Source organism: Streptomyces sp. NBC_00239, assembly GCF_036194065.1.
GTDB lineage: Bacteria > Actinomycetota > Actinomycetes > Streptomycetales > Streptomycetaceae > Streptomyces.
Genome location: NZ_CP108095.1, coordinates 7680659 through 7707267, shown reverse-complemented (window position 1 = coordinate 7707267; position 26609 = coordinate 7680659). Strand labels below are relative to the sequence as shown.

Genomic DNA, 26609 nt, shown 5'->3' with positions numbered 1-26609 from the left:
TGTGGTCAGGCGGTCGGCGGAAGGCCCCCCTTGAGTTCCTGGTACGCGTCCATGACGTCGCCCGCAAGGAGCGTGGTCACCTCCTCCAGCGAGGGGGTCCCGGAGCTGCCGTGCAGGTCGTGTACGCGCAGGTCCCGCACGGCGGCGGCCTTGCGGGCGAGTTCCCGGGCGAACCGGCCGTTGCCGAGCTGGTTGATCAGCCCGTCGGCGACCACGACTTCACAGCATGCCCGCAGGGCGACCTCGCCGTCCTCGGTGAGCGCATCGCCCTGACTCCCGAGGAACGACTCCACGATGGTCACGAGCTCGTCGGCCGAGTACGCCGGGAAGACCACCTGGGTGGAGAAGCGGGAGGCCAGCCCGGGGTTGGCGGACAGCAGCCGGTCCATCTCGTCCGGGTACCCGGCGAGCACGATCACCAGCCGGTGCCGGTCGTCCTCGGCACGCTTGAGCAACACCTGAACGGCCTCCGTGCCGAAGGCGTCGCCGCCCGAGTACCCCGAGTTGACCAGCGCGTAGGCCTCGTCGATGAAGAGGACACCGTCCACGGCCGAGTCGATGACGCCGGTGGTCTTCAGGGCCGTCGACCCGAGGTGCTGTCCCACGAGGTCGACCCGCGAGGCCTCGACGAGATGGCCGCGCTCCAGCAGGCCGAGCCCCGCGAAGACCTTGCCGACGATTCTCGCCACGCTCGTCTTGCCCGTGCCGGGCGGCCCCGCGAACACCAGGTGCTCCGGTTCCGGTGGCGCGCCGACGCCTTGGTCGCGGCGGATCGCGGCCATCCTCAGCCGCGCGCACAACTCGCGCACCTGCCGCTTCACCGGCTCCAGCCCCACCATCGCGTCGAGTTCGGCCATGGCCTCGTCGAGCATCGCCGTACGTTGTTCGGCGCTGGGCGCCGATCCGCTCTCCCGGGCCGGCGAGCCCGCCCGGTCACCTCCGGTCCCCGGGGTACGGAACGGCGCCGAGCCGGTGATCGACTCCACGTACACCCCGCCGGACACCGGACCGGCGGCGGACCCTCCCTCGATGCGACCGCGCAGGTCGGCGACTTCGCGAAGGAACTCCATCTGCGTGCCGAGCGCCTGCGGCAGTGGGTCGAGCACCCTGAGCGCCTGGCGGAGGAAACCCTGCTCCACCAGGCCGAAGGCGACGTAGAGCTGCGACTGGTCTCGCAGCAGGGGGTCGCGAATCGGCTCGGCGATGGCCGCGAGGCGGGCCCAGTCCCGCGTCAGGTGGGCGTACCGCGCACACAGGAACCGCGTTTCGTCGCAGTCGAGCACGGCCGAGGACAGCCGCTGCCGCGCCAGGTCCCACCAGCCTTCGTCCAGCTGTTTCGCCACGACGGCGAGCCAGAGGTCGCGGGGCCCGTCCAGGCGGGAGGTCACGTACCGGCTGATCGCGAACCGTGAGGCCAGCGGCTTCCCGAGTTTCCAGCGGAGAGCGCCGAAAGAGTGCGCGTGCCGGTCCATCGCCTCCAGCGCCTCGTCCCGCCGCACCCCCGAGGCGTGGAGCCCGAGCCAGGCGTCGGCCGCCTCAGGGTTGTGCGAGACGGCCACGCCGAACATCTCGGCTGCCACGGCCGTGTTCCCACGGTTCAGCTGCGAAACCCCTTCGAGCCACGCCTGCCTGCACTTCCACAACGCCCCCCAGGACGGTTGCGACACCGCGTTCCCCCTCGCCTGCCCGCGTCCCCCCGGCCGTCATGAAGTCTTTTCCGTGCGGATGCGGTGTTCACGCCAGAACGACGTGAGGTCGGTGGGTGTCGCCGCCTGGGCCGCCCGCTGGAAGGCGGTGGTGGTGGAGACCCCGTACCAGTGGTCGCGCGCGTAGCGCTTCAGCATGGCTGCCATCGCCGGGGCGCCCAACACCTTCTCCAGGTCGTGCAGCGCGCACCCGCCGTTGAAGTAGACGAAGCGGTGCCAGCCCCGGCCGTAGGCGGCCCAGTAGCCCATCGGGTTGGTGACCGCCTGGGTGTCGTCCTCCCAGCTGACGATGTCCGCGCAATAGGCGCCGTCGTCGCCGTTGAGCAGGTCGGCGGAGTAGGTGGCGAACGCCTCGTCCAGCCACGGCGACGCGTATTCGTCGTTGCCGACGATCCCGTACCACCACTGGTGGGCCAGCTCGTGGGCCGTACCGCTGCCGGTCTCGTCCGCCCACACCAGGACCAGGCCCGGGTACTCCATGCTGCCGATGGGCGCGAACCGGTCGCTGATGACCGCGTCGACCTCGCCGTAGGGGTAGCGGCCGAAGCGCTTGCCGAGGCCGTCGATGGCGCGGACCGCCTCGGCGCGGGAAGCCGCCACCCAGGCGTCGGGGGTGCCGGCCGTCCAGTAGGAACGCACCGTGACGCCGCCCGGCGAGGTCGCCACACCGCTGCGGAACGGGCCCGCCGCCCACGCGAAGTCCCGCACCCGGCGGGCCACGCTGGTGGTGACGGTATGCCCGGGGGCGCCCGGCCGGGTGGTCGTGACCCCGGTCGCGGGGACCTTCAGCGCGGCCGGGTGGTCGAGGGTGACCCGGAAGTCGGAGGCCAGCGTGTAGTAGCTCTCGCCGCTGTCGACGTGGGGGTCCAGGTGCCAGCCGCGGCCGTCCCGTACGGCGAGCACCGGCAGGGCGTTGCCGAGGTAGCGGTGGGCGCCGTCGCGGCCGAAGCGGTGCATCCGGTCGGGGACGGTGATCGAGACGTCGAAGCCGACCGTGGCCCGGCCGCCGGGCGGCAGCGGCGCGGGCAGCGCGATGCGCACCGCGGTACAGCCGACCGACAGCGCGCCCCGGGTACCGCCGGTGACGCGGCCGATCCGGACCGGGGAGGGCGCCTGCGCCGTACCGCAGCCGTCGGTGCCGTTGCCCCACAGCCGGACGTAGACCTCGCGCAGCGGCGTGGCGGACCGGTTGCCGAACGTGACCGTCTCGCGGCCGGTCCAACGGGTGCCGGTGTCGTCCGCGCGCAGGGCGACGCGGTACGCCGGCGCGGAGGGGGCCGCGCCGACAGCCGTGCCCGCAGCCGTGCCCTCGGCCGTGCCTGCGGGAGCGCGCCCGGCGGGGCCCTCGGCCACACGCTCGGTGCCGCTCCCGGCGTCCGCGGAGGCCGGGGCGCCGAGCCCGGCCACCCCCATCAGCGCCGCGAGCGCCATCGCCGCGATCGAATGCCCGGTCCGCCTCATGGTCCGCCCCCGCGGTCGTGGTGATGGAATTGCGCGCCGCCGACGCTACGGGAACCCGCGCACCCTTGCCCAGAACTTCACGCGACTCCAATGCACTCTGCACGTACGGGACTTGGGACACGGCGCGAAACGGCGCACCGCCGCGGGACCCGGTGATCGGCGGCCGGGACCTCGTGATCGGCCGGGCCCGCGCCCACCCCTCGCGGGCGCTCATCGAAAAAACCGAAAAAAACTTCTCCGACCGTGTCGAGAACGCGTGCCCGGCTCCGTCCCAGCCGTGAACGAGACCACACTGGGTCTCACTCGTACCGAGGAGAAGCACCATGGCGAAGTACCTGCTGCTCAAGCACTACCGCGGCGCCCCGGCTGCGGTGAACGACGTCCCGATGGACCAGTGGACTCCGGAGGAGGTCTCGGCCCACATCCGGTACATGAACGATTTCGCGGCCCGCCTCGAGAAGACCGGCGAGTTCGTCGACGGTCAGGCACTCGCCCCGGAGGGGACGTTCGTCCGGTACGACGGCGAGGGCCGCCCGCCGGTCACCGACGGGCCGTTCGCCGAGACCAAGGACCTCATCGCCGGCTGGATGGTGATCGACGTCGACGGTTACGAGCGCGCCGTCGAGCTGGCCGGGGAGCTGTCGGCCGCGCCCGGCGCCGGCGGGAAGCCGATCCACGAGTGGCTCGAGCTGCGCCCGTTCCTGGCCGCGCCGCCCACCATCACGGAATGACCTCCCACGTGACCTCCCACGTGACCTCCCACGTGATCTCCCCCGTGACCTCCGACGGGCCGACCCGGTGAACGAAGCACTGCTCCGGAGCCTCACGCCGGCCGTTCTCGGGATCCTCGTCCGCCGCGGAGCCGACTTCGCGGCGGCCGAGGACGCCGTGCAGGACGCACTGGTCGAGGCGGTCCGCACGTGGCCGGCCGACCCGCCCCGTGACCCCAAGGGCTGGCTGGTCACCGTGGCATGGCGCCGGTTCCTCGACGCGGCCCGGGCGGACGGTGCCCGCCGCCGACGCGAAGACCTCGTCGACGAGGAGCCGGCGCCCGGCCCCGCGCCCGCCGTGGACGACACGCTCCAGCTGTACTTCCTGTGCGCCCACCCGTCGCTGACCCCGTCGTCCGCGGTCGCGCTCACGTTGCGCGCCGTCGGCGGGCTGACCACCCGCCAGATCGCCCAGGCGTACCTCGTACCCGAGGCGACCATGGCGCAGCGGATCAGCCGGGCCAAACGCACCGTCTCCGGCGTACCTTTCGACCGGCCCGGCGACGTCGCGACCGTGCTGCGCGTCCTCTACCTGGTCTTCAACGAGGGCTACTCCGGAGACGTGGACCTCGCCGCGGAGGCCATCCGGCTGACCCGGCAGCTCGCCGCCGCGATCGACCACCCCGAGGTGTCGGGTCTGCTCGCCCTGATGCTGCTGCACCACGCCCGGCGCGCCGCCAGGACCGCGCCCGACGGCAGCCTGGTGCCGCTCGCCGAGCAGGACCGCGGCCACTGGGACACCGCGGCCATCGCCGAAGGCGTGCAGATCCTCCAGGCGGCACTGGCCCGCGACCGGCTGGGCGAGTTCCAGGCCCAGGCCGCCGTTGCGGCCCTCCACGCCGACGCGCCCAGCGCCGAGGAGACCGACTGGGTGCAGATCGTCGAGTGGTACGACGAACTCGCGCGCCTGACCGACAGCCCGGTCGTCCGGCTCAACCGCGCGGTGGCCGTCGGCGAGGCCGACGGCCCGCGCGCCGGCCTGGCGGCACTCGCCGCCCTGGACGCCTCACTGCCCCGCCACACCGCGGTGGCGGCCTACCTCCACGAGCGCGACGGCGACCTGACGACGGCGGCGCGGCTCTACGCCGAGGCCGCCCGAAAGGCACCCAACCTCGCCGAACGAGACCACCTGACACGCCAGGCCGCCCGCCTCAACACCCGCCGGAACCGTTGACGGGCCGACAGAAACCGCCCGCGCCGCTTCCTATAGGTTCGAGATCACATCCCGTGAAGCACGGGCCCGGACCTACGCGTGAGGAGCTCGCATGGCCGTCATCCACCGCACCACCATGAAGCCCACCAAGGGGGAACTGCTCAACCACTGGCTGCCGAAGCAGAGTTGGTACGAGGGTGACGCGGGCGGTCCGGAACCGGAACTGGTCAACGTCGGCGGGTTCCGCCTCGACGATCCGCAGGGCGAGGTCGGCATCGAGGTCATGGTCGTGGTGGACGCCGGCGCGCCGGATCCGGTGGCGTACCTGGTGCCGATGGGCTACCGCGGCGCAGCCCTGGAGGACGTCCCGGCCGAGGCGTTGATCGGCACGTCCGAGCACGGTGTGCTCGGCACCCGGTGGATCTACGACGGCGCCCACGACCCGGTGGTGACGGCGCAGTTGCGCGCGCTCCTGCGCGGCGAGGCCGTGGCGCAGCACCCTAACGCGAGCGACACCCCCGACCCGACCGTGACCGTCCACGGCAGCGACCCCGACGACGCCGGCCACGGCGGCCACGGGGGACGCGGGGGACACGGGCACGACGAGCCCGATGGGCGGGACAGGGACGAGGTTCGGATCCACCGGGTCCTGCGGCCGTCGGAGGCACCGCAGGGTTCGTCCGTACACCTGGTCGCCGGCTGGACCTGGCCGGACGGAACGTCCGCACGGGCCGTGTTCGCGACCCTCGCGCCCCGGTAGGAGCCAGCACCCGACCGGTCGCACCTGCGAGTGCATCGCACCTGGTCACGGGCGGTATGACGGTGATAGCCGCAATCGGATCCGCCTGCCATGGTGAGCCCCATGGCAGGCAACCACACCCACCCGCACGGCCATGACCACCCCGACCCCCGCCATCCCGACCACGGTCGCGATCACGGGCACCGACACGCCCGCGCCCACACTCACGCTCACGCTCACGACGACAGCCGGTGGCAGCGGCTACGCCACCGGCTCGCACACCTGATGACCCCGCACAGCCACGAAGCCATGGACAAGGTGGACACGGCGGCGAAGGCCTCGCGCGAGGGCATGCGCACCGTCTGGCTCTCCCTCGCCGTGCTGGGCGCCACCACCGCGGTCCAGGCGGTGATCGTCGCCCTGTCCGGGTCGGTGGCGCTGCTGGGCGACACGATCCACAACGCCGCCGACGCGCTGACCGCGGTGCCCCTCGGGGTCGCCTTCGTCCTCGGCCGCCGGGCGGCCAACCGCCGCTACACCTACGGCTACGGCCGCGCCGAGGACCTGGCCGGCATCGCCATCGTCCTGACCATCGCCGCGTCCTCCGCGCTGGCCGCGTACGAGGCCGTCGCCCGGCTGCTCCACCCCCGCGACGTCAGCCACCTGTGGGCCGTCGCCTTCGCCGCCGTGGTCGGCTTCGCCGGCAACGAATGGGTCGCCCGCTACCGCATCCGCACCGGCCGCCGCATCGGCTCGGCCGCCCTCGTCGCCGACGGCCTGCACGCCCGCACCGACGGCTTCACCTCGCTGGCCGTGCTCCTGGGCGCAGCCGGTACGGCGCTCGGCTGGCGGGCGGCCGACCCGGTCGTCGGCCTGCTGATCACCGCCGCCATCCTGATGGTCCTGCGCGACGCCGCCCGCGAGGTCTTCCGACGGCTGATGGACTCCGTCGACCCCGGGCTGGTCGACACCGCCGAGCAGGCCCTCCTCGACGTCGAAGGGGTCCGCGGGGTCGGGCAGGTACGCATGCGCTGGATCGGCCACGCCCTGCGCGCCGAAGCCGACATCGTCGTCGATCCCCACCTGACCGTCGTCCGGGCCCACGCCCTGGCCGTCGCGGCCGAACACGCCCTCATCCACGCCCTGCCCCGCCTGACCGCCGCCACCGTGCACACCGACCACCCGCCCGCCGACGGCGACCCGCACGCCGGCCTCGCCCACCACGCACCGGAGCCCGCACCGGAGCCCACCAGACCGCTCGCGGACCGCGCCTCCCACCCCTAGGGGGCGGCCCGGTTCGCCAGAGCAGGGCCTTCGGCTCGGCACCGCACTTTCTCGGACATGGCTCGATTGGACCAGTTAATTCGAACAGTCGTACGATACGAAGATGCAGTACGACTTCCCTCCCCGCCTACGCGCCCTCCAGCTCCAGCTCAACCGCGTCCGCTCCCGGTACCTCGCGCTGTGCGCGGAGCTGCCGTGGTCGGCCGAGCCCGTAGCCGGCTGGAAGGCCGACGAGTACCGCTACAGCCACCGCGGCGACGTCCCCGACTCCCCCGGCTACACCCCCGAACAGGCCGAGGCCCTGGCTCACCTCTACCGGCGGCTCCTGCGCCTGTCCCGCCTCGTCCTGACCGACCCCTACTGGCAGACCCTCGAAGGCGAGCAGCTCGTCGACGCCCGCATGGCCCTCAAGCGGGTCGAGGACTGCGGCACGTAATTCCGGAGGCAGGAGCGGGGCCAGAGGCAATACCCCGCAGGGGTGACCCGCCCCTGTTCGAGGGAGTTTCAACGCGACGTCCCCCGAACCGGCAAGTCCACCGGCGCACCCAGGAACATCCGTTCGCACATTGCTTCCCGGATGACCGTGACGACCCCCGCGGCGGCGCCGTTCTTAGAGCACCTGTACCAGACATGCGCCCATCCGGAGGATGCCGTGGATGCCTTGTCCGCTCGCCGAGCCGCCCCTTCCCCATTCGAACACCACCGCCCCGCCGGCCGTCCTCGGCCGCGGGCCGGGCGCCGAGTTGACGCTCCGGTCGGCGGCCGACGCGCCGCACGGCCGGGGACGGGGCGGCGGGCATGAGCGAGAAGGCGGGCCCCGGCCCCGGTACCGCGGGGGTGTCGGAGTCGGAGCGGCTCCTGTTCGGCGGCGAGCTCGCGTACGACATCGGGTGGGAGCGGCACGAGGGCGCCTGGTTGAAGCTGGGTCTGTGGGCGATGGCGCGGGGCCTGCCCCGGCTGGCCGGCACGGGAGTCCGCCTCGCGCACCTCGCGGACGCCCGGGCGCTGCGGGTGGTGCTGGGTGCCGAGCTCGGCCGCGGGATCGCCCAGGCCGTCGGGCTGGTCGCGGTCAACAGCGTGCTCGGGCACCTCCTCACCGAAGGCGCCACCAACGACCGGCTCGCGCGGGCGGTGCCCGCGCTCGTCGTGGTGGCGGTGACGGCGCTGCTGGGATCACTGCTGCGGTCCGCGTCCACGGCGGCGACCGGCACGCTGGAGCCGAAGGTGCAGCGGGTCGCGACCGAGCGCTACCTGGGCCTGGTACACCGGGTCGAGCTCGCCGCGGTCGAGGACGACGAGTTCCACCGGCTGCTGGACGCCGCCCGCTACGGCGCCGATTCCGCCCGCCGCATGATCCGCTACTGCACCAACACCCTGAACTCCGCCATCTCGTTGATCGCCGCCGCCGGCGTACTCACCGTCCTGCACCCCGTGTTGCTGCCGCTGCTGGTCCTGATGACCCTGCCGAGCGCGTGGAGCTCGCTGACCATCTCCAAGCAGCGTTACCTGTCCTTCCACACCTTCGTCCAGCACGCCCGCGCCGGGCACCTGCTGGGGCAGATGCTCACCCAGCAGGAGGCCGCGGCCGAGGTCCGCGTCCACGACGTCGGCCCGTTCCTCCTGGGGCACTTCCGGAACATGGCCGAGACCAGCGAACGCGAGCAGACCCGGCTGGCGCAGCGGGCCGCGCGGGTCGGGCTGATCGCGGACGCGGCCGGCGGACTCGCCACCCTGCTCACGTACGGCGCGCTCGGGCTGCTGCTGTGGGGCGGCGCCATGGAACTCGCGGTCGCGGGCACCGCCGTACTGGCGATCCGCACGGGCGGCGGCAGCCTGGACTCCCTGGTCCTCCAGGTGACCGACATGCACCAGGAGTCACTGTTCGTCGCCGACTACGAACGGCTGTGCCGGGAGGCCGAGGCCCGCGCCATCCCGGCGGGCGGGGAACCGCTGCCCGAACGGTTGCGGGAGGTCCGCTTCGAGAAGGTCACCTTCACCTACCCCGGGAGCAGCGGCGAACGGCCGGAACCGACCCTGCGGGAGGTCAGCCTCTCCTTCCCGATGGGGAAGATCATCGCACTGGTGGGCGAGAACGGCTCGGGAAAGTCCACCCTGGTCAAGCTCCTGGCCGGGCTCTACCTGCCGGACGGCGACGGGGGCGAGGGCGGCACCGGGGGCGGCGCGGGCGAGGGCGGCCGGATCGAGGGCGGCGGCGGGACGATCTGGTGGGACGACGTGGACGCCCGCGCGGCCGACCGCAGCCAGGTGTTCGCGCGGGTCGCGCTGATGTCGCAGAACTTCTTCCACTGGCCGTTCACGTTCCGCGTCAACGTCGGCATCGGCCGGCCCGTCCGGCCGATCGACGACCGGGCGGTGGAGGAGGCTTCCGCCTACTCCGGAGCCGACGAGGTCCTGGCCGGCCTGCCGCGCGGGCTGGGGACCCTGCTGGCGCGCGGCTACCGGGGCGGGCACCAGATCTCGGGCGGCCAGTGGCAGCGCGTGGGCATCGCGCGGGCGAAGTACCGGCGGGCCGAGATCCTGATCGTGGACGAGCCGACGAGCGCGCTGGACGCGGTCGCGGAGCAGCGCGTCTTCGACCAGATCCGGGCCCTGGCTGCGGACACCGGCCAGACGATCGTGCTCATCACCCACCGCCTGCACTCCGTACGCCACGCCGACCTGATCCACGTACTCAAGGACGGCCGGGTCGCGGAGTCGGGGACGTTCGAGGAGCTGATGGACGAGCGGACGGGCACCGGCGAGTTCCGCGACGCCTACCTCGTCCAGGCAGCCGCCTTCGCAGCCACGGTCCCGCCCCAGGCAGCCGGCACCCACGACGACCTGCCCGCGCGCGGATCGTCCCGCTCAGGCCCGACGTACCCGACGTGCCCGACGTGCACGACGTCCGCGTCGACCGAGGAGCCGTGACGAACCGTCCCCGGCCGGCCAACGCGACCGCTACGTCGCGGTCGCCCCCGGCCGCACCCGCCGCCGGCCCGTGCCGCCCCGCGCCCCTACCGCCGTCGGGGGGCGCGGGCTCAGGCCTCCGCGGCCGCCGTGGCCGGAGCCTCCTCCAGTTCCCAGGCGTGCCGCTTGAACTCCCGTACGAAGTCCGGGTGGTCCTCCCACTGCCGGGCGATGCCGCGCAGCACGTCCCAGTTGTGCTCCAGGGCTTGGTCGATGACGCGCCGCATCGCCGCATCGGCCTCCGCCCGGCGCTCGACGATGCCCTTGACCGCCGACGCGCCCAGCACCGTGTTCCGCAGGGACCGCAGCGCTCGGGACTTGTCGTCCATGCCCCAGCCGTGGTCGCTCCCCGACTCCGGGTCGAACAACGGCGTCAGCCGTGCCTCGATGAACGCGGTGATCCGCTCGAAGTGCCGTACGTCCATCGTGGCTTCCTCTCCCGTCCGGCCTCGACTCCGGCCGGACACCTCACATATGACTCATAGCCGTGTGGGAACGACTCTAGTCACCCCGGTCCGCTCGCCGTCCCGCACCCCCTGGACCGGCTACGGGCGCCTGACCTCGAACTGGAAGCAGCCGTACTCCAGGGCCCGTACGTGCACGAGTGCCACGTCCGGCTCGGCGAACGCCTCCCCGAAGACCTTCGTGAAACCCGCCTCGGCGTCGTCCGGGACCTCGAAGAACCGACCCCCGACGATGTGCCCGTCGGCGTTGTAGCGCCGGACGGTGCGCAGCGCCCCCGGTCGCGCCAACGGATGGCCCCCGTCTCCCCGCGGCCCTCCGCACTCGTCGGCGTGGATGAACACCGGGCCCGCCTCGTCGTAGGCCCCGGGCTCGGCCCCGGCCTCCGCCGCCCAGCGGCGCAGCGGCGCGTAGGAGACGAGAGCGATCCGCTCCCCGGGCTCGATGTCCCGCAGGCAACACCGCAGCAGGCTGCCCACACACGCGAGGGACCCGTCGGCCGCGGGGGCTTCGCCGTCCTCGCGCGCGGTGCACGGCCGCATCGGCCGCCCGCTGTCGTCGGTCTCCCGGAGGGCCCGGAGCGTGGCGGAAGGGATCGGAAGAGGTGTGTAGGTGGTCATGGGACCAGTGTCGGCGGCGGCCCCACGCCCTGGCTGGCGGAATTCCGACGCGGAGTTCGACGGGCTCGAAAAGTGGATTGCGGGCACCGGCGGCGCGTGGGTAGCGTCGCCGCCCGTGACCCCGACGCTGCGCACCGAACGGCTGCTCCTCGACCCGTACGTCCCCGAGGACGAAGACGCCTTCGTCTCCCTGTTCCAGGACACCAGGGTGTCGCGGTGGATGGGTGAGGGGCCCGCCACCGAAGCGGACGACCGGGCCCTGTTCGGCAGGATCTTCACCAACGTCTACGCCCAGGACCTGTTCGCCGTATGGGCCGTTCGCCGCGACGGGCTCCTGATCGGCCACGCCGAGATCAAGTGGACCGACACTGTCGGGGGCCACGAGCTCATCTACGCCCTGGCCCCGACGGCGTGGGGCTCCGGCCTCGGCACGGAGCTGGCCGAGGCGATCGTCGCGTTCGGCTTCGGCACCCTGGAACTCCCCACGGTCCACGCCACGGTGGCCGCGGAGAACAAGGCCTCCCTGGCCCTCCTGCACCGCATCGGCTTCACCCACGTGCGGGACATCGAGGAAGCAGACGGCACCACCACCGGCGTCCTGTCCCGCCACCGCGACCGGCCGCCGACGGCGCAGCCGCCGAAGTCGTACGAGTAGCCCCGGCAGCCGGGGCGCCGGGCCCCGCTCCGCGCCACGCCACGCCGGACGACCCGTTTGCCTGCCCCGAATGGCGTATGACGCTGTGTCGATGCCTAATGACAGGGCGTGCACCTCCTAGGTGCACAGCGACCGACGCACGCATGAGTAGACCCGTGCGTCGGCGAACGGAGCTTTCGATGAACCAATCCATCCCCTCCGCGGCCACGTCGGCAGACGGTCGCGAGCAACCCGAGGCCCACCCCGTCACGACGCCGCAGCCGACTCACCCGGCGGACGCGGCGAGCACGGTGAACGCGGACCCGCTGCGCACCCTGGTGGACACGGTGGCGACCTGCCGCCCGCTCGACCAGGTCACCGAACTCGTCTCCCTGCTCAAGCAGGGCGGCCGGCACCCCGACCTGGTCCGTGACGCGCTGTGCACGGCCGCCGTCGCCCGCCCGGTGCACGAAGTGGGCCGACTGATCGACCAGCTGTGCCAGTCCCCGCAGGAGAAGACCGAGGCCGAGATCACGCTGCGCGCGGCCGCGTCCGAGCGGCCCATCGAGGACGTCGCGACCCTGGTGGGCATCCTCGCGACCACCCCGCCCGAAGGACCGACGCCGTCGGGCGCCCCGCCCCTGGAGCCCGCCGACCAGGGCCTGCCGGGCCCGGCGGCCCGCCGCGGCGCACCCGCCGGAGCACCGCCCCCTGACGACCCGTACGACGAGCTCGACCCGTCCACCGGCTACGGCCTCGTGGACCGCTCCGGGCCGCCGCGCACGCCCGACGTCCGGCCCCGGCCGACGACGGCGCCCCTGCGCCGGACGCTGCGTTGGCCCGTGGGACTCGCGCTGCTGATCGTCGCCGCGCTGTACGGACCCGCGGACCCGGCGGCCCTGCTGTCCGGCACTGCGGGCCAGGCGGCTCCGGCCGTCGCCGCCGTCCTCTGCCTGAGCAGCGGCGTGGCAGTGGCCGTCCGGAACACGCCGGCCGCGTGGTGGGCCGCCGCCCTGTCGGCCGTGTCGGTGGTCGGCCTCGCCCTGGTGGGTCAGGTCGCCGGCTTCGACCCGCTCGCCCACGCGCTCGGCGCGGCGGTGCCCTGGGCGAACGCCGTCGCGATGCTGTGCGCCGCGGTCGCCGTCGCCCTCGCCGTGGTCGTCCTGCGACCGCCGGTACGGGAACGCGCGAGCTCCGACCAGGCCTGCTGACCTGAGCCGAGCCGACTGAACGTGCCGCCCCCGCGGCCGTCCGCCCCGCGCGGCGCGGCCCCGGGGGCGGCGCCGTCACGAGGTGGCGCCGTCAGCCCGGAACCGCCCCGCCACCCTCCCCGGCCGTGAATCAGCCGAACGAGTCGCCGTCCGTGCAGCGACGGGCCCGCCCTCGCTAGCGTGAGCAACCGCATCTGCGCGGAGGCACGTATGGACGGGACAGCCGACCGGTCACCGGACGAGACCCACAGGCCCCACACGCCCCAGGAATCTCAGGGACCCCACCACGCTCACCCACCTCGGCAAGCGGGCCGGGCCGCGGACTTCGGGCCCGCACTGCGCCGACTGAGAACCGAGCGCGGCCTGTCCCTGTCCGCCCTCGCGCGCCTCGTCCACTACAGCAAGGGCTACCTCAGCAAGATCGAGAACGGCGCCAAACCACCGACCGCCGACCTGGCCCGCTCCTGCGACGCCGCACTCCGGGCCGCGGGCGCCCTCGCCGGCCTGGTACCCGAAGTGCCGCACCCCAGGCCGCCGGAACCCGCGCGCGACTGCCCGTACCGGGGCCTCGCCCCGTTCGGCACCGAGGACGCCGACTGGTACTTCGGACGCGAACGCGCCGCCGCCGCGCTGATGGCCCGCCTCTCCGAACGCGCCGGCACCGGCCCCCTCGCAGTGGTCGCTCCCTCCGGCGCCGGCAAGTCGTCGCTGCTCCGGGCGGGTTTGGCCCCCGCCCTGGCACGCGTCGATCCAGGACCCCTGGGACCACCGGCGCCACGGAAGTCACACAAGCCACAGAAGCCACATGAACAGCAGGAGCAGCAGGAGCAGGAGCAGGAGCAGGAGCAGCAAACCCCACCGGGTCCGCCCCACCCACACGATCACCGGACCCGCCGACACGTCCTGATCTGCACCCCGACGGCCGACCCGCTCGCCGAACTCCTCGCCACGCTGGCCGAGGCGGTGGACCCCGACACGCTCCCGACCGCCGCCGAACTCGCCCGCCACCCCGCCCTCCTGGCACCCGCCCTGCGGGCCGCCACCACCCCGGGCCCCACCCGACTCGTCCTCGTCGTCGACCAGTTCGAGGAGATCTTCACCCTGTGCCGGGACGAAGCGGAGCGCCGCGCTTGCCTCGCCGCCCTGGCCGCCCTCGCCCGCGGCGGCGCGAACGCGGCAGCGCTCGTGGTCCTGGGCCTGCGGGCGGACTTCAGCGGCCGCTGCCTCGCCTACCCCGAACTGGCCGAGGTGTTCACGCACGGCCTCTTCGTGCTCTCCCCCATGGCCCCGGACGAATTGCGCGCGGCCGTCACCCGTCCGGCGGAACGCGCCGGGCTCGTCCTCGAACCGGGCCTGGTCGAGGTCCTCCTGCGCGACGCCGGCGCCGGGGACGGCGACCCGCCGGGCGCGGCCTGGGCGTTGCCCCTCCTGTCGCACGCGCTCCTCGTCACCTGGGGCGCACGGACGGGCCGTACGCTCACGGTCGCCGGTTACGAGGCGACCGGCGGGCTGCGCGGCGCTGTCGCCCGTACCGCGGAGGAGGTGTTCTCCGCGCTCGACGGCGACGGCCAGGAGGCCGCCCGCCGCGTACTCCTCCAGCTGGTGCACGTCGGCGACGGCGTCGCGGCCACCCGCCGCCGCACCGCACCGGACCGGCTCACGGAGGGCGTACGGGATCCCCGGGCGGCTTCGGCCGCGCTCGACTCCCTCGTACGGGCGAGGCTGGTGACGGCCGGCGAGTCCGCCGTGCAGATCAGCCACGAGGCCCTCCTCCAGGTCTGGCCGCGGCTGCGGGACTGGATCCACGCCGACCGCGCGGGCTTGCTGCTGCACCAGCAGCTCGCCGACGCCGCGGCCGCCTGGATCCGCGAGGGCCGGGACCCGGAGCTCCTGTACCGGGGCAACCGCCTCGCCGCCGCGGACGAGTGGGCGGAGCAGCGGGACGGCCGCGACCCTCCGGGGCCGGCGGAGTCGGAGTTCCTCACGGCCAGCCGGGCGGAGGAGGCCCGGCGACGGCAGCGCACGCTCCGGCAGGCGAGGACCCACCGGAGGCTGCTGGCCACGCTCGCGGCCCTGTTGGTCCTGGCCGTCGGCGCGGGCGCGCTGGCCTTCCACCAGCGGTCGCGGGCAGTGGCGGAGCGGCGCGTGGCGCAGTCGCAGGCGATGGCCGTCCGGTCCGGGGCGATGGCCGCCGGCAGGCCGGAGGCATCCATGCTGCTCGCGGCCCAGGCGTTCCGAACCGCTCCGACCACCGAGGCCCGAGGCGCGCTCCTCAGCACCCAGTCCCAGGCCTTCGCCGGCCGGCTGACCGGGCACACCGGCCCCGTGAACGGCGTGTCCTTCGCCCCGGACGGCCGCCTCCTGGCCACGGCCAGCACCGACGGAACCGTACGCCTGTGGGACGTGGGCCGGACGGGCAAGGCAGGCGCCGGACACCGCTCGGTGGTGGCCGTGCTCACCGGCCACGGCGGGCCGGTGCTGGGCGTGGCGTTCGGCGCGGACGGCAAACTGCTGGCATCGGCGAGCTCCGACGGCACCGTACGGCTGTGGCGCCTGCCCGAACGCCAGCCCGCGGGCGTCCTCTACGGCCACAGCGGCGGCGTCCGCTCGGTGGCCTTCTCCCCCGACGGCCGGAGCATCGTGACCGGCGGCATCGACGGGACGGTACGCCTGTGGGACGTTCGCTCCCGGCACTTGTCCGCGACCTTGCGCGCCCACGGGGACACCGTTCACGCCGTCGCGTTCTCCCCCGACGGCCGTACGGTCGTCTCGGGCTCCGCGGACCGCACCGTCCGGCTGTGGGAGCCGGCCGACCCGCACGACACGGCGGAGGACGCCGGCGCGGCAGCGGCGGAACGGCCGGGCGGGTACCGCGTGACGGTCCTCGACGGCCACACCGACGTGGTCCTGGGCGTGGCCTTCGCCCCGGACGGCCGCGGAGTCGCCTCCGGCAGCGCGGACCGGACCGTACGCATCTGGAGCACCGCGGGAATCCGTGCGGCCCCCCGAACGACGAGCACGGGCGGCGCCGGCCGGCCGACGCGGACGGCGGCGGCGGTGCTGCGCGGCCACAGCGACGACGTCAACGCCGTCGCTTACACCCGTGACGGCACGGGCGTCGTCAGCGGCAGCGGCGACGGCACGGCGAAGGTGTGGGACGCGGCGACCCGCCGTGTCACCCAGACGTACGGCGGACACACCGACTACGTGTTGGCCGTGGCGGTCGGGCCGGGGAACGTCCTGGCCACCGGCAGCTTCGACCGGTCCGCCGTGGTGTGGGACCCGGAACGAAACGCGCTGATCGCCCGCCCGTTCGCCGAACTCTGGCAGTCGGCGTTCGCACCCGACGGCAGGCTCCTCGCCTCCGCCGGCGCCGACGGCACGGTACGGCTGTGGCGCCCGGGGCGACGGGGACCGGCCGTGAAGCTCGCCGGCCACCACGGCACGGTGTTCACGGTGGCCTTCGCCCCGGACGGCCGGACGCTCGCGTCGGCGGGCGCGGACCGCACGGTCAGGCTGTGGGACACCGCCCGGCGGACCCTCCTGGCCACGCTCACCGGCCATGGCGGCGCGGTCTTCGCCGTGGCCTTCTCCCCCGACGGACGCACCCTCGCATCGGCGAGCGCGGACCGTACGGTGAAGCTGTGGGACACCGCCGGCCACCGGCAGCTCTCCACCCTCAGCGGACACCAGGACTTCGTCAACACGGTGGCGTTCAGCCCGGACGGCCGGCTGCTGGCCTCCGGCAGCGACGACCTGACCGTCCGCCTGTGGGACCTCTCCACCCGCTCGGAGCACGAGGTCCTGCGCGGCCACTCCGGCGCGGTACGCAGCCTGGCCTTCAGCCCCCACACCGGCCCTGACGGCGGCGAGGGGGACGATGCGGGCCTGCTCCTGGCGACCAGCGGCAACGACGGCACGGTACGCGTCTGGCACCCGGGAACGGGACGACCCCCGGACGTCCTGGCCGGGCATGTCGGCGCGGTCCGCGCGGTGGCGTTCGGCCCGGACGGGCGGAGCCTGGCTTCCGGCGGCGTCGACGGCACCGTCCGGCTCTGGGACCCCGACCGATTGCGCTTGACCGCCCGGCTGACCGGGCACGACGGCGCCGTGTGGGGCGTGGTGTTCGACCCGTCGGACGGCCGCCCGGCCAGCAGCGGGACCGACGGGACCGTACGCCTGTGGTCCCTCGCCCCGGCCGACCGCATCGACGAGGTCTGCGCCCTGATCGGCACGACGGGTCTCGCACGCCGGCGGACCCTGCTGCCCGAGCTCGCGCACGGGCACCACTGCTGACGCCCTCTTCCTTCACGCCCGCAAGGGGTGGCGGCACCCGGTGACGGGGCTTCACCTCCCTTGCGGGCTCGGCGCGTCCGGGAAACCTCGGGGTTTCCCCCGGGTTTCCCGTTTCCTGCCGTGGTGGGCGACGCGTGGCTCCTCGACAGGGGACGTCGTCACGCCGCAAGGTCGAAGAGCCGGCCGCTCAGCCGGTGGAACCGCACCACGGATGCGAAAGCGAAGAGCGCACCGCGGTTCCGATCTCGATACAGACCGACGGGGAAGCGGGGCACGGGGATGCACGGAGTGTCGGGGAGGCCGCTGCGAGCGGACCGGGCGGGGAGCCCGGGGGCGACGGCCACGAAAGGGGCGCGGCTTACGGCAGCGGCGAGGCGGTGGGGGCGCGCGACCGCCGCGGCGGGGGCCGCGGTCCTGGTCCTGGGCGGAGCGACCCTCACCGCGACGGCCGCCGAGCCGGCGGCATCCCGGTCCGCCGCCCCGAGCTGCGGCGTGCTCGCACCCGGCGCGTCCGCCACGGCGGAAAGCGCCGTACGGGCCGCCTGCGAGCAGGTCGGGGTCTGGTACACGTGGGGCGGCGGCCACGGCCCGCAGCCCGGGCCGACGTACGGTCAGGTCGACCCGAGCGACCCGGCCAGCGAGCACGACCCCGAACGGCTCGGCTTCGACTGCTCGGGGCTTGTCCGGTACGCGTACAGCCGTGCCGTCGGACGCGACCTGCTGCCCGGCAACTCCTCCCACCAGTTCAACACGCCGCACGCGGCGGCCCGATTCAGCGCCTCCCAGGGCACGGCTCCCCTGCTGCCGGGCGATCTGCTGGCCTGGGGTTCGGGCGGCTCCATCCACCACATCGCCGTCTACCTCGGCGCGGGCAAGATGGTGGAGGCCCGGCAGTCCGGCACCCGCATCATGGTGAGCGACGTCCGCCTGGGAGGCGACTACGCCGGCGCGGTCCGCGTCGACGCGCCCGCCCAGGGCACCCACCGCACCTGGGGCACGGACGTCTGGACGCACACGGAGCCGTCCACCGGGAGCGCCCGGGTGCACAAGTTCGCCGGCCCCACCACGGTGCGCATCCAGTGCCAGAAGCACGCCGAGACGGTGACGGCCGAGGGCTACACCAACGACGCCTGGTCCTACCTCCCCGAGTACGGCGCGTGGCTCACCAACATCTACATCCAGGGCCCGGCCTGGCTCGACGGCGTCCCGACCTGCCCCTGACCCGGCCGACCCCTCACAGACCACAGGTCACCAACCACCGATCACAGTTCAATCAGGAGGAACCATGTCCATGCTCCGGAAGACCGCTCTCGGCCTCGCCGCCGCTCTGACCGCCGGTCTGGCGATCGCCTCGGGACCGGCCGCCGCGGTACCGGTCGCCGGCAAGGCCCCCGCGGCCGAATGCGGGGTCCGCTCCGACGGCAGGCTCTGGTGCGGCAACCGCGCCGGCGCCAAGGGCTACGAGCACCGCTCCTACGGCTCCGCGGTGCGGGGTCCGCTGAACACGAGCTTCAGCTGGTTCCAGTGCTGGGGCCGCGGCGACAACCACCCGGGCGGCAACAACGTCTGGTACTGGACTCAGCTGGACAACGGCCAGTGGGGCAACGTGCCGGCGGTGGACGTCCACACGTCGGTCGACCCCGCCCCGGGCCTGCGGCAGTGCTGACCCACCCCACCGGCCCGAATAACTGGCCCGAATAACTGGCCGTAAACGCAGAAAAGCCCCGCACCATAAGGTGCGGGGCTTTCCCACAATGATTGTTCGGCGGCGTCCTACTCTCCCACAGGGTCCCCCCTGCAGTACCATCGGCGCTGAAAGGCTTAGCTTCCGGGTTCGGAATGTAACCGGGCGTTTCCCTAACGCTATGACCACCGAAACACTATGAAGTTGACCAACCGGACATGGACACGGTTCGTTACTTCAGAACTAACACAGTGGACGCGAGCAACTGAGGACAAGCCCTCGGCCTATTAGTACCAGTCAGCTCCACCCGTTACCGGGCTTCCACATCTGGCCTATCAACCCAGTCGTCTACTGGGAGCCTTACCCTCTCAAGGAGGTGGGAATACTCATCTTGAAGCAGGCTTCCCGCTTAGATGCTTTCAGCGGTTATCCCTCCCGAACGTAGCCAACCAGCCATGCCCTTGGCAGGACAACTGGCACACCAGAGGTTCGTCCGTCCCGGTCCTCTCGTACTAGGGACAGCCCTTCTCAATATTCCTACGCGCGCAGCGGATAGGGACCGAACTGTCTCACGACGTTCTAAACCCAGCTCGCGTACCGCTTTAATGGGCGAACAGCCCAACCCTTGGGACCGACTCCAGCCCCAGGATGCGACGAGCCGACATCGAGGTGCCAAACCATCCCGTCGATATGGACTCTTGGGGAAGATCAGCCTGTTATCCCCGGGGTACCTTTTATCCGTTGAGCGACGGCGCTTCCACAAGCCACCGCCGGATCACTAGTCCCGACTTTCGTCCCTGCTCGACCCGTCGGTCTCACAGTCAAGCTCCCTTGTGCACTTACACTCAACACCTGATTGCCAACCAGGCTGAGGGAACCTTTGGGCGCCTCCGTTACTCTTTGGGAGGCAACCGCCCCAGTTAAACTACCCATCAGACACTGTCCCTGATCCGGATCACGGACCGAGGTTAGACATCCAGCACGACCAGAGTGGTATTTCAACGGCGACTCCACAACCACTGGCGTGGCTGCTTCAAAGTCTCCCACCTATCCTACACAAGCCGAACCGAACACCAATATCAAACTGTAGTAAAGGTCCCGGGGTCTTTCCGTCCTGCTGCGCGAAACGAGCATCTTTACTCGTAGTGCAATTTCACCGGGCCTATGGTTGAGACAGTCGAGAAGTCGTTACGCCATTCGTGCAGGTCGGAACTTACCCGACAAGGAATTTCGCTACCTTAGGATGGTTATAGTTACCACCGCCGTTTACTGGCGCTTAAGTTCTCAGCTTCGCAACCCCGAAAGGTCACTAACCGGTCCCCTTAACGTTCCAGCACCGGGCAGGCGTCAGTCCGTATACATCGCCTTACGGCTTCGCACGGACCTGTGTTTTTAGTAAACAGTCGCTTCTCGCTGGTCTCTGCGGCCACCCCCAGCTCAGAGTGCAAGACTCATCACCGGTGATGGCCCCCCTTCTCCCGAAGTTACGGGGGCATTTTGCCGAGTTCCTTAACCATAGTTCACCCGAACGCCTCGGTATTCTCTACCTGACCACCTGAGTCGGTTTAGGGTACGGGCCGCCATGAAACTCGCTAGAGGCTTTTCTCGACAGCATAGGATCATCCACTTCACCACAATCGGCTCGGCATCAGGTCTCAGCCTTAATGAGGGACGGATTTGCCTACCCCTCGGCCTACACCCTTACCCCGGGACAACCACCGCCCGGGCTGGACTACCTTCCTGCGTCACCCCATCGCTTACCTACTACAAGTCTGGTTCGTCGGCTCCACCACTTTCCTTTCCCCGAAGGGTCCGGAACGGCTTCACGGACTTAGCATCGCCTGATTCGATATTGGGCGTTTCAAAGCGGGTACCGGAATATCAACCGGTTGTCCATCGACTACGCCTGTCGGCCTCGCCTTAGGTCCCGACTTACCCTGGGCAGATCAGCTTGACCCAGGAACCCTTAGTCAATCGGCGCACACGTTTCTCACGTGTGTATCGCTACTCATGCCTGCATTCTCACTCGTGAACCGTCCACAACTAGCTTCCGCTGCTGCTTCACCCGGCACACGACGCTCCCCTACCCATCACAGTCCCCGTTGGGGGTATGTACTGCAATGACACGACTTCGGCGGTACGCTTGAGCCCCGCTACATTGTCGGCGCGGAATCACTTGACCAGTGAGCTATTACGCACTCTTTCAAGGGTGGCTGCTTCTAAGCCAACCTCCTGGTTGTCTCTGCGACTCCACATCCTTTCCCACTTAGCGTACGCTTAGGGGCCTTAGTCGATGCTCTGGGCTGTTTCCCTCTCGACCATGGAGCTTATCCCCCACAGTCTCACTGCCGTGCTCTCACTTACCGGCATTCGGAGTTTGGCTAAGGTCAGTAACCCGGTAGGGCCCATCGCCTATCCAGTGCTCTACCTCCGGCAAGAAACACACGACGCTGCACCTAAATGCATTTCGGGGAGAACCAGCTATCACGGAGTTTGATTGGCCTTTCACCCCTAACCACAGGTCATCCCCCAGGTTTTCAACCCTGGTGGGTTCGGTCCTCCACGAAGTCTTACCTCCGCTTCAACCTGCCCATGGCTAGATCACTCCGCTTCGGGTCTAGAGCGTGCAACTCAATCGCCCTATTCGGACTCGCTTTCGCTACGGCTTCCCCACACGGGTTAACCTCGCTACACACCGCTAACTCGCAGGCTCATTCTTCAAAAGGCACGCAGTCACGACGCATTGAGTAAACTCAATGCGCGACGCTCCCACGGCTTGTAGGCACACGGTTTCAGGTACTATTTCACTCCGCTCCCGCGGTACTTTTCACCATTCCCTCACGGTACTATCCGCTATCGGTCACCAGGGAATATTTAGGCTTAGCGGGTGGTCCCGCCAGATTCACACGGGATTTCTCGGGCCCCGTGCTACTTGGGAGATTCTTAAGCAAGCCGCTGATGTTTCGTCTACGGGGGTCTTACCCTCTACGCCGGACCTTTCGCATGTCCTTCGACTACATCAACGGTTTCTGACTCGCCGACCGGCCGGCAGACCGATCAAAAGAATTCCCACAACCCCGCATGCGCAACCCCTGCCGGGTATCACACGCATACGGTTTGGCCTCATCCGGTTTCGCTCGCCACTACTCCCGGAATCACGGTTGTTTTCTCTTCCTGAGGGTACTGAGATGTTTCACTTCCCCTCGTTCCCTCCACACTGCCTATGTGTTCAGCAGTGGGTGACAGCCCATGACGACTGCCGGGTTTCCCCATTCGGACACCCCCGGATCAAAGCTCAGTTGGCAGCTCCCCGGGGCCTATCGCGGCCTCTCACGTCCTTCATCGGTTCCTGGTGCCAAGGCATCCACCGTGCGCCCTTAAAAACTTGGCCACAGATGCTCGCGTCCACTGTGTAGTTCTCAAGCAACGACCAGCCACCCATCACCCCACCAGACAAGCTAGTGAGTTCACTGGGGCCGGCATCGCGAAGGTTCGACCAATCGGCCGTACCCTCAGATACCCAACAACGTGCCAAGCACAGTCACTTCATCGAACCCGATTTCCACGCCGAAGCAGTACTCACGGTTTCTCAGACTCTGACTGTGCCAACTAATCAACGTTCCACCCATGAGCAACCGTGCGATTCATTCGATCGCAGTCGGCTATATGCTCCTTAGAAAGGAGGTGATCCAGCCGCACCTTCCGGTACGGCTACCTTGTTACGACTTCGTCCCAATCGCCAGTCCCACCTTCGACAGCTCCCTCCACAAGGGTTGGGCCACCGGCTTCGGGTGTTACCGACTTTCGTGACGTGACGGGCGGTGTGTACAAGGCCCGGGAACGTATTCACCGCAGCAATGCTGATCTGCGATTACTAGCGACTCCGACTTCATGGGGTCGAGTTGCAGACCCCAATCCGAACTGAGACCGGCTTTTTGAGATTCGCTCCACCTCACGGTATCGCAGCTCATTGTACCGGCCATTGTAGCACGTGTGCAGCCCAAGACATAAGGGGCATGATGACTTGACGTCGTCCCCACCTTCCTCCGAGTTGACCCCGGCGGTCTCCTGTGAGTCCCCATCACCCCGAAGGGCATGCTGGCAACACAGGACAAGGGTTGCGCTCGTTGCGGGACTTAACCCAACATCTCACGACACGAGCTGACGACAGCCATGCACCACCTGTATACCGACCACAAGGGGGGCACTATCTCTAATGCTTTCCGGTATATGTCAAGCCTTGGTAAGGTTCTTCGCGTTGCGTCGAATTAAGCCACATGCTCCGCCGCTTGTGCGGGCCCCCGTCAATTCCTTTGAGTTTTAGCCTTGCGGCCGTACTCCCCAGGCGGGGAACTTAATGCGTTAGCTGCGGCACCGACGACGTGGAATGTCGCCAACACCTAGTTCCCAACGTTTACGGCGTGGACTACCAGGGTATCTAATCCTGTTCGCTCCCCACGCTTTCGCTCCTCAGCGTCAGTAATGGCCCAGAGATCCGCCTTCGCCACCGGTGTTCCTCCTGATATCTGCGCATTTCACCGCTACACCAGGAATTCCGATCTCCCCTACCACACTCTAGCCTGCCCGTATCGAATGCAGACCCGGGGTTAAGCCCCGGGCTTTCACATCCGACGCGACAAGCCGCCTACGAGCTCTTTACGCCCAATAATTCCGGACAACGCTTGCGCCCTACGTATTACCGCGGCTGCTGGCACGTAGTTAGCCGGCGCTTCTTCTGCAGGTACCGTCACTTTCGCTTCTTCCCTGCTGAAAGAGGTTTACAACCCGAAGGCCGTCATCCCTCACGCGGCGTCGCTGCATCAGGCTTTCGCCCATTGTGCAATATTCCCCACTGCTGCCTCCCGTAGGAGTCTGGGCCGTGTCTCAGTCCCAGTGTGGCCGGTCGCCCTCTCAGGCCGGCTACCCGTCGTCGCCTTGGTAGGCCATTACCCCACCAACAAGCTGATAGGCCGCGGGCTCATCCTTCACCGCCGGAGCTTTTAACCCCCGCCCATGCAGGCAGGAGTGTTATCCGGTATTAGACCCCGTTTCCAGGGCTTGTCCCAGAGTGAAGGGCAGATTGCCCACGTGTTACTCACCCGTTCGCCACTAATCCACCCCGAAGGGCTTCATCGTTCGACTTGCATGTGTTAAGCACGCCGCCAGCGTTCGTCCTGAGCCAGGATCAAACTCTCCGTGAATGTTTACCCGTCTGCGCTTAATTAAAAGCTGCGGGTGCACACCACGCAAGAGCGGGACGATCACGCCGGAATAAGGCAGATCGTCCACAGCGTCCTCGCTGTAGTGTTGCCTGCCAGATCCGAAGACCTGCCAGGACTTTTTCAAAGGAACCTCAACTCACCGAAGTGAGTCGGGGTATCAACTTCTGGCGTTGATTTTTGGCACGCTGTTGAGTTCTCAAGGTGCGGACGCTTCCTTTGTACTGACCCTCTCGGGCTTTCCTCCGGGCGCTTCCTTCGTTCTTGCGTTTCCGACTCTATCAGACTCTTTCGGGCCCGACTTCCTCGGCGCTTTCCAGGTTCTTCGCTTTCGCGTTTTCCCTTTCCGGCGGTTCCAACCTTACCAGACTCTTTTCCATGTCGTTTCCGACTTGGAATTCGAATTCCGGTGGCCGTTGGGGGCCTTTGCCTTTCGGCGTGTTCACTACGCTATCCGATTTCCCGTGGCGCTCACAATTGAGGCTCCGGGCCGGATTCGGGCATGCCGAATACGCACCCGCCAGGGTGAGTCGTAGGTAGTGGGTTGGCCGCATCCGGGTCTGCGAGTACAGGTTCCGGATTCTGCGGCTCGGAGAACATTACGCTTCCGAGGGGTGCGAGTCAACCTGTGAGGCCGTGGGCGGCGTGGGTGCGGCAGCCGGGGTCAGCGGTTGCGGGTCAGGGCGGGCGGGGTGCCTGCCGACTGCGCTCCTTCCACTTCCAGCGTCAGCCTGTCGGTGTCCGCCATGGTGACCACGTAGATGTTGCCCTGCGGGCAGACGACGGACGCCGCGTCCCGGTCGGTGGGGTGGGCGGTGGCGGCGGCGAAGACGGCCCTGTTGCCTTGGACCTGCCTCAGTTCCAGGGCCTCGGTGCACCCGAGGTTGCGCCCGGTGGAGACCTCCTCCAGGTTGCTGACCTGGCGGCCCACGAGGTCGCCGACCTTCCCGCCGTAGAAGGTGACCGTCACCGCGAAGTCTTTCGTCCGGGCCTGCGTGATGCCGTCCGCGTCCGGCGTTCCCGGGCCGAGGCCGGACCAGTTTCCCGACCAGGAGGCGGCCAGCGCCTGCGCGGGCGGTGCCGAGCTGCGGGAGGAGGCGGGAGGGGGCGTCGTACTGCCGCCGGCGCCGTCGCTGCCGTCACCGTCGCCGCCCGGCCACCGGACCGCGAGGGTGACGGCCACCGCGAGGGCGGCCGCTCCGACCACCGCCGCGGCGATCACCACGGGCCGACGGAAGGCGGGACCGCCAGGGGGCCCGGCCGGTGCGGGAGCCGAGCCCTGTGTATCGGGTGTGGGGGTGGTCGGAGGAAACACGGAGGCGCCTGGAAGTGGAATCGGCGGAGAGGCCGGCGGCACCGTTCCCGACGGGGGTACGGCGCCGGGTGTGGGGGCGGGCTGGGGCCAGGACCCGTCGGTCGGGGGCGGGCCGAATCCCGCGACGGGGTCGGCGGGCCGGGGAGGGGGCGGGGCGGTGATGAGGAGGGTTTTGAGTTCATCCTCGCGGCGGCGGGTGTCCTCCAGCAGGTCCGCGGGTGCCAGCGCCGCCCAGTCCGCTTCGGCGGCGCCGAGTTGCGAGCGGACCTCGTCGGCGGTCGGCCGCCGGTCCGGCTCCTTGGCCAGGCATTCCTTCAGGAGGGGTACGAGTGCGGTCGGCACCCCGTCGAGCACCGGTTCGTCGTGGACGACGCGGTAGAGGAGGGCCGGGAGGCTCAGCTCCTCCGCGTGGGCGAGGAAGGGGCTGCGGCCGGTCGCGGCGTGGACGACGACCGCGGCGAGGGAGAACACGTCCGCCGCGGCTCCGGCCACCGCCCCCGTCGCCTGCTCCGGGGCGAGATAGCCGGGCGTGCCGATCACCGTGCCCGTACGGGTGCGTCGCGGGTCGCGGACAGCGCGGGCGATTCCGAAGTCGATCAGGAAGGGGCGTTCCGGTCCGAGGAGGACGTTGGCCGGTTTGATGTCGCGATGGACGACTCCGGCCGTACCGACGGCGACGAGTGCGGCCGACAGTTCGCGGGCCAGGCAGCGCACGGCGGGTTCCGGGAGCGGGCCGTGGCGGCGTACCCAGTCGGCGAGTGACGGGGCGGGGACGTACTCCGTCGCCAGCCACTGAGGTGTCGCGTCGGGGGGACTGAAGTCCACGACGGACACCGTCCACGGTGAGCGGACGCGGTCGCTGGTGCGTATTTCCTGGGCGAACCGTTCGGCGAAACCGGGCTCCAGGCTCAGGTCGCGGTGCACGGTCTTCAGTGCCAGTGCACGGCCCGAGGCCGTCCGCGCCAGGAACACCTCCCCCATGCCTCCCTCGCCGAGCCGTGCCAGTAGGCGATAGCCCCCGATGTCCGAAGGGTCGCCGAGCCGCAGAGAATCCACCAACTCCCCCTGTCCTGAAGGATGTCGCTTCG

17 protein-coding genes and 3 rRNA genes are annotated in these 26609 nt (G+C 70.2%); 12 read left to right on the top strand and 8 right to left on the bottom strand.

The features are described 5' to 3' along the window. Window positions 1–5: 5 nt before the first annotated feature. Window positions 6–1643 carry an AAA family ATPase gene (locus OG764_RS34140; protein WP_443056264.1) on the bottom strand — a complete coding sequence of 546 codons (1638 nt, stop codon included), beginning with the start codon at window positions 1641–1643 and terminating at the stop codon, window positions 6–8. 60 nt (window positions 1644–1703) lie between these two features. Then, the gene (locus OG764_RS34135) at window positions 1704–3167 is read right to left on the bottom strand and encodes a M1 family metallopeptidase (protein ID WP_328972200.1); all 1464 of its coding nucleotides are present in this window, start codon (window positions 3165–3167) and stop codon (window positions 1704–1706) included. 323 nt (window positions 3168–3490) lie between these two features. On the opposite strand from OG764_RS34135, the gene OG764_RS34130 reads away from it, so the two are divergent. The 7 genes from OG764_RS34130 to OG764_RS34105 all read left to right on the top strand — a co-directional run bounded on the left by OG764_RS34130 (window position 3491) and on the right by OG764_RS34105 (window position 10041). Beyond that, window positions 3491–3898, top strand: coding sequence for a YciI family protein (locus tag OG764_RS34130; RefSeq protein WP_328972199.1), 408 nt, complete (start codon window positions 3491–3493; stop codon window positions 3896–3898). 67 nt (window positions 3899–3965) lie between these two features. Then, on the top strand, window positions 3966–5111 hold the full coding sequence (locus OG764_RS34125) for an RNA polymerase sigma factor (protein ID WP_328972198.1): 1146 nt from the start codon (window positions 3966–3968) through the stop codon (window positions 5109–5111). A 91-nt stretch (window positions 5112–5202) separates the two neighbouring features. Further along, on the top strand, window positions 5203–5850 hold the full coding sequence (locus tag OG764_RS34120; protein ID WP_328972197.1) for a maltokinase N-terminal cap-like domain-containing protein: 648 nt from the start codon (window positions 5203–5205) through the stop codon (window positions 5848–5850). A 133-nt stretch (window positions 5851–5983) separates the two neighbouring features. Beyond that, window positions 5984–6115, top strand: a complete 132-nt coding sequence (locus tag OG764_RS41815) for a hypothetical protein (protein ID WP_443056133.1) — start codon at window positions 5984–5986, stop codon at window positions 6113–6115. Continuing rightward, on the top strand, window positions 6115–7113 hold the full coding sequence (locus tag OG764_RS34115) for a cation diffusion facilitator family transporter (RefSeq protein ID WP_443056132.1): 999 nt from the start codon (window positions 6115–6117) through the stop codon (window positions 7111–7113). The genes OG764_RS41815 and OG764_RS34115 overlap by 1 nt, the downstream gene beginning before the upstream one ends. A gap of 103 nt (window positions 7114–7216) precedes the next feature. Beyond that, the gene (locus OG764_RS34110) at window positions 7217–7549 is read left to right on the top strand and encodes a hypothetical protein (RefSeq protein ID WP_328972195.1); all 333 of its coding nucleotides are present in this window, start codon (window positions 7217–7219) and stop codon (window positions 7547–7549) included. 362 nt (window positions 7550–7911) lie between these two features. Beyond that, a complete protein-coding gene (locus OG764_RS34105; protein ID WP_328972194.1) occupies window positions 7912–10041 on the top strand; it encodes an ABC transporter ATP-binding protein in 2130 nt (709 codons plus the stop codon). A gap of 110 nt (window positions 10042–10151) precedes the next feature. Here OG764_RS34105 and OG764_RS34100 read toward each other — a convergent pair whose 3' ends face one another. Then, the gene (locus OG764_RS34100; protein ID WP_328972193.1) at window positions 10152–10505 is read right to left on the bottom strand and encodes a hypothetical protein; all 354 of its coding nucleotides are present in this window, start codon (window positions 10503–10505) and stop codon (window positions 10152–10154) included. A 120-nt stretch (window positions 10506–10625) separates the two neighbouring features. Beyond that, complete coding sequence (locus OG764_RS34095; protein ID WP_328972192.1) at window positions 10626–11162, bottom strand: DUF1203 domain-containing protein; 537 nt, start codon at window positions 11160–11162, stop codon at window positions 10626–10628. A gap of 115 nt (window positions 11163–11277) precedes the next feature. Between OG764_RS34095 and OG764_RS34090 the strand changes: the two genes are divergently transcribed. The 5 genes from OG764_RS34090 (at window position 11278) to OG764_RS34070 (ending at window position 18969) form a co-directional block, all read left to right on the top strand. Beyond that, the gene (locus tag OG764_RS34090; protein WP_328972191.1) at window positions 11278–11817 is read left to right on the top strand and encodes a GNAT family N-acetyltransferase; all 540 of its coding nucleotides are present in this window, start codon (window positions 11278–11280) and stop codon (window positions 11815–11817) included. 179 nt (window positions 11818–11996) lie between these two features. Then, window positions 11997–13007, top strand: a complete 1011-nt coding sequence (locus tag OG764_RS34085) for a hypothetical protein (protein ID WP_328972190.1) — start codon at window positions 11997–11999, stop codon at window positions 13005–13007. Between the two features lie 210 nt (window positions 13008–13217). Further along, window positions 13218–17303 carry an nSTAND1 domain-containing NTPase gene (locus tag OG764_RS34080; protein ID WP_328972189.1) on the top strand — a complete coding sequence of 1362 codons (4086 nt, stop codon included), beginning with the start codon at window positions 13218–13220 and terminating at the stop codon, window positions 17301–17303. Between the two features lie 492 nt (window positions 17304–17795). Next, window positions 17796–18524 (top strand): C40 family peptidase, encoded by a 729-nt coding sequence (locus OG764_RS34075; RefSeq protein WP_328972188.1) that lies wholly within the window; start codon window positions 17796–17798, stop codon window positions 18522–18524. Window positions 18525–18588: 64 nt separating this feature from the next. Further along, entirely contained in the window at window positions 18589–18969 is a 381-nt protein-coding gene (locus tag OG764_RS34070) for a hypothetical protein (RefSeq protein ID WP_328972187.1), read from the top strand. A 94-nt stretch (window positions 18970–19063) separates the two neighbouring features. On the opposite strand, the gene rrf is transcribed toward OG764_RS34070, so the two are convergent. From rrf to OG764_RS34050, 4 genes are all read right to left on the bottom strand, one after another. Then, window positions 19064–19180 (bottom strand): 5S ribosomal RNA (gene rrf, locus OG764_RS34065). 74 nt (window positions 19181–19254) lie between these two features. Continuing rightward, window positions 19255–22378, bottom strand: a 23S ribosomal RNA gene (locus OG764_RS34060). Between the two features lie 286 nt (window positions 22379–22664). After that, window positions 22665–24188: ribosomal RNA gene (locus OG764_RS34055) — 16S ribosomal RNA — on the bottom strand. The 16S, 23S and 5S rRNA genes sit together here, the layout of an rRNA operon. 682 nt (window positions 24189–24870) lie before the next feature. Beyond that, window positions 24871–26577 carry a serine/threonine-protein kinase gene (locus OG764_RS34050; protein WP_328972186.1) on the bottom strand — a complete coding sequence of 569 codons (1707 nt, stop codon included), beginning with the start codon at window positions 26575–26577 and terminating at the stop codon, window positions 24871–24873. Window positions 26578–26609 lie beyond the last annotated feature (32 nt).

Bases quoted from the DNA above. Each gene is read 5' to 3' on its own strand.
- OG764_RS34135 (WP_328972200.1), bottom strand. From the start codon at position 3,167: ATGAGGCGGACCGGGCATTCGATCGCGGCGATGGCGCTCGCGGCGCTG.
- OG764_RS34130 (WP_328972199.1), top strand. From the start codon at position 3,491: ATGGCGAAGTACCTGCTGCTCAAGCACTACCGCGGCGCCCCGGCTGCG.
- OG764_RS34120 (WP_328972197.1), top strand. From the start codon at position 5,203: ATGGCCGTCATCCACCGCACCACCATGAAGCCCACCAAGGGGGAACTG.
- OG764_RS41815 (WP_443056133.1), top strand. From the start codon at position 5,984: ATGACCACCCCGACCCCCGCCATCCCGACCACGGTCGCGATCACGGGC.
- OG764_RS34115 (WP_443056132.1), top strand. From the start codon at position 6,115: ATGACCCCGCACAGCCACGAAGCCATGGACAAGGTGGACACGGCGGCG.
- OG764_RS34110 (WP_328972195.1), top strand. From the start codon at position 7,217: ATGCAGTACGACTTCCCTCCCCGCCTACGCGCCCTCCAGCTCCAGCTC.
- OG764_RS34105 (WP_328972194.1), top strand. From the start codon at position 7,912: ATGAGCGAGAAGGCGGGCCCCGGCCCCGGTACCGCGGGGGTGTCGGAG.
- OG764_RS34100 (WP_328972193.1), bottom strand. From the start codon at position 10,505: ATGGACGTACGGCACTTCGAGCGGATCACCGCGTTCATCGAGGCACGG.
- OG764_RS34095 (WP_328972192.1), bottom strand. From the start codon at position 11,162: ATGACCACCTACACACCTCTTCCGATCCCTTCCGCCACGCTCCGGGCC.
- OG764_RS34085 (WP_328972190.1), top strand. From the start codon at position 11,997: ATGAACCAATCCATCCCCTCCGCGGCCACGTCGGCAGACGGTCGCGAG.
- OG764_RS34080 (WP_328972189.1), top strand. From the start codon at position 13,218: ATGGACGGGACAGCCGACCGGTCACCGGACGAGACCCACAGGCCCCAC.
- OG764_RS34070 (WP_328972187.1), top strand. From the start codon at position 18,589: ATGTCCATGCTCCGGAAGACCGCTCTCGGCCTCGCCGCCGCTCTGACC.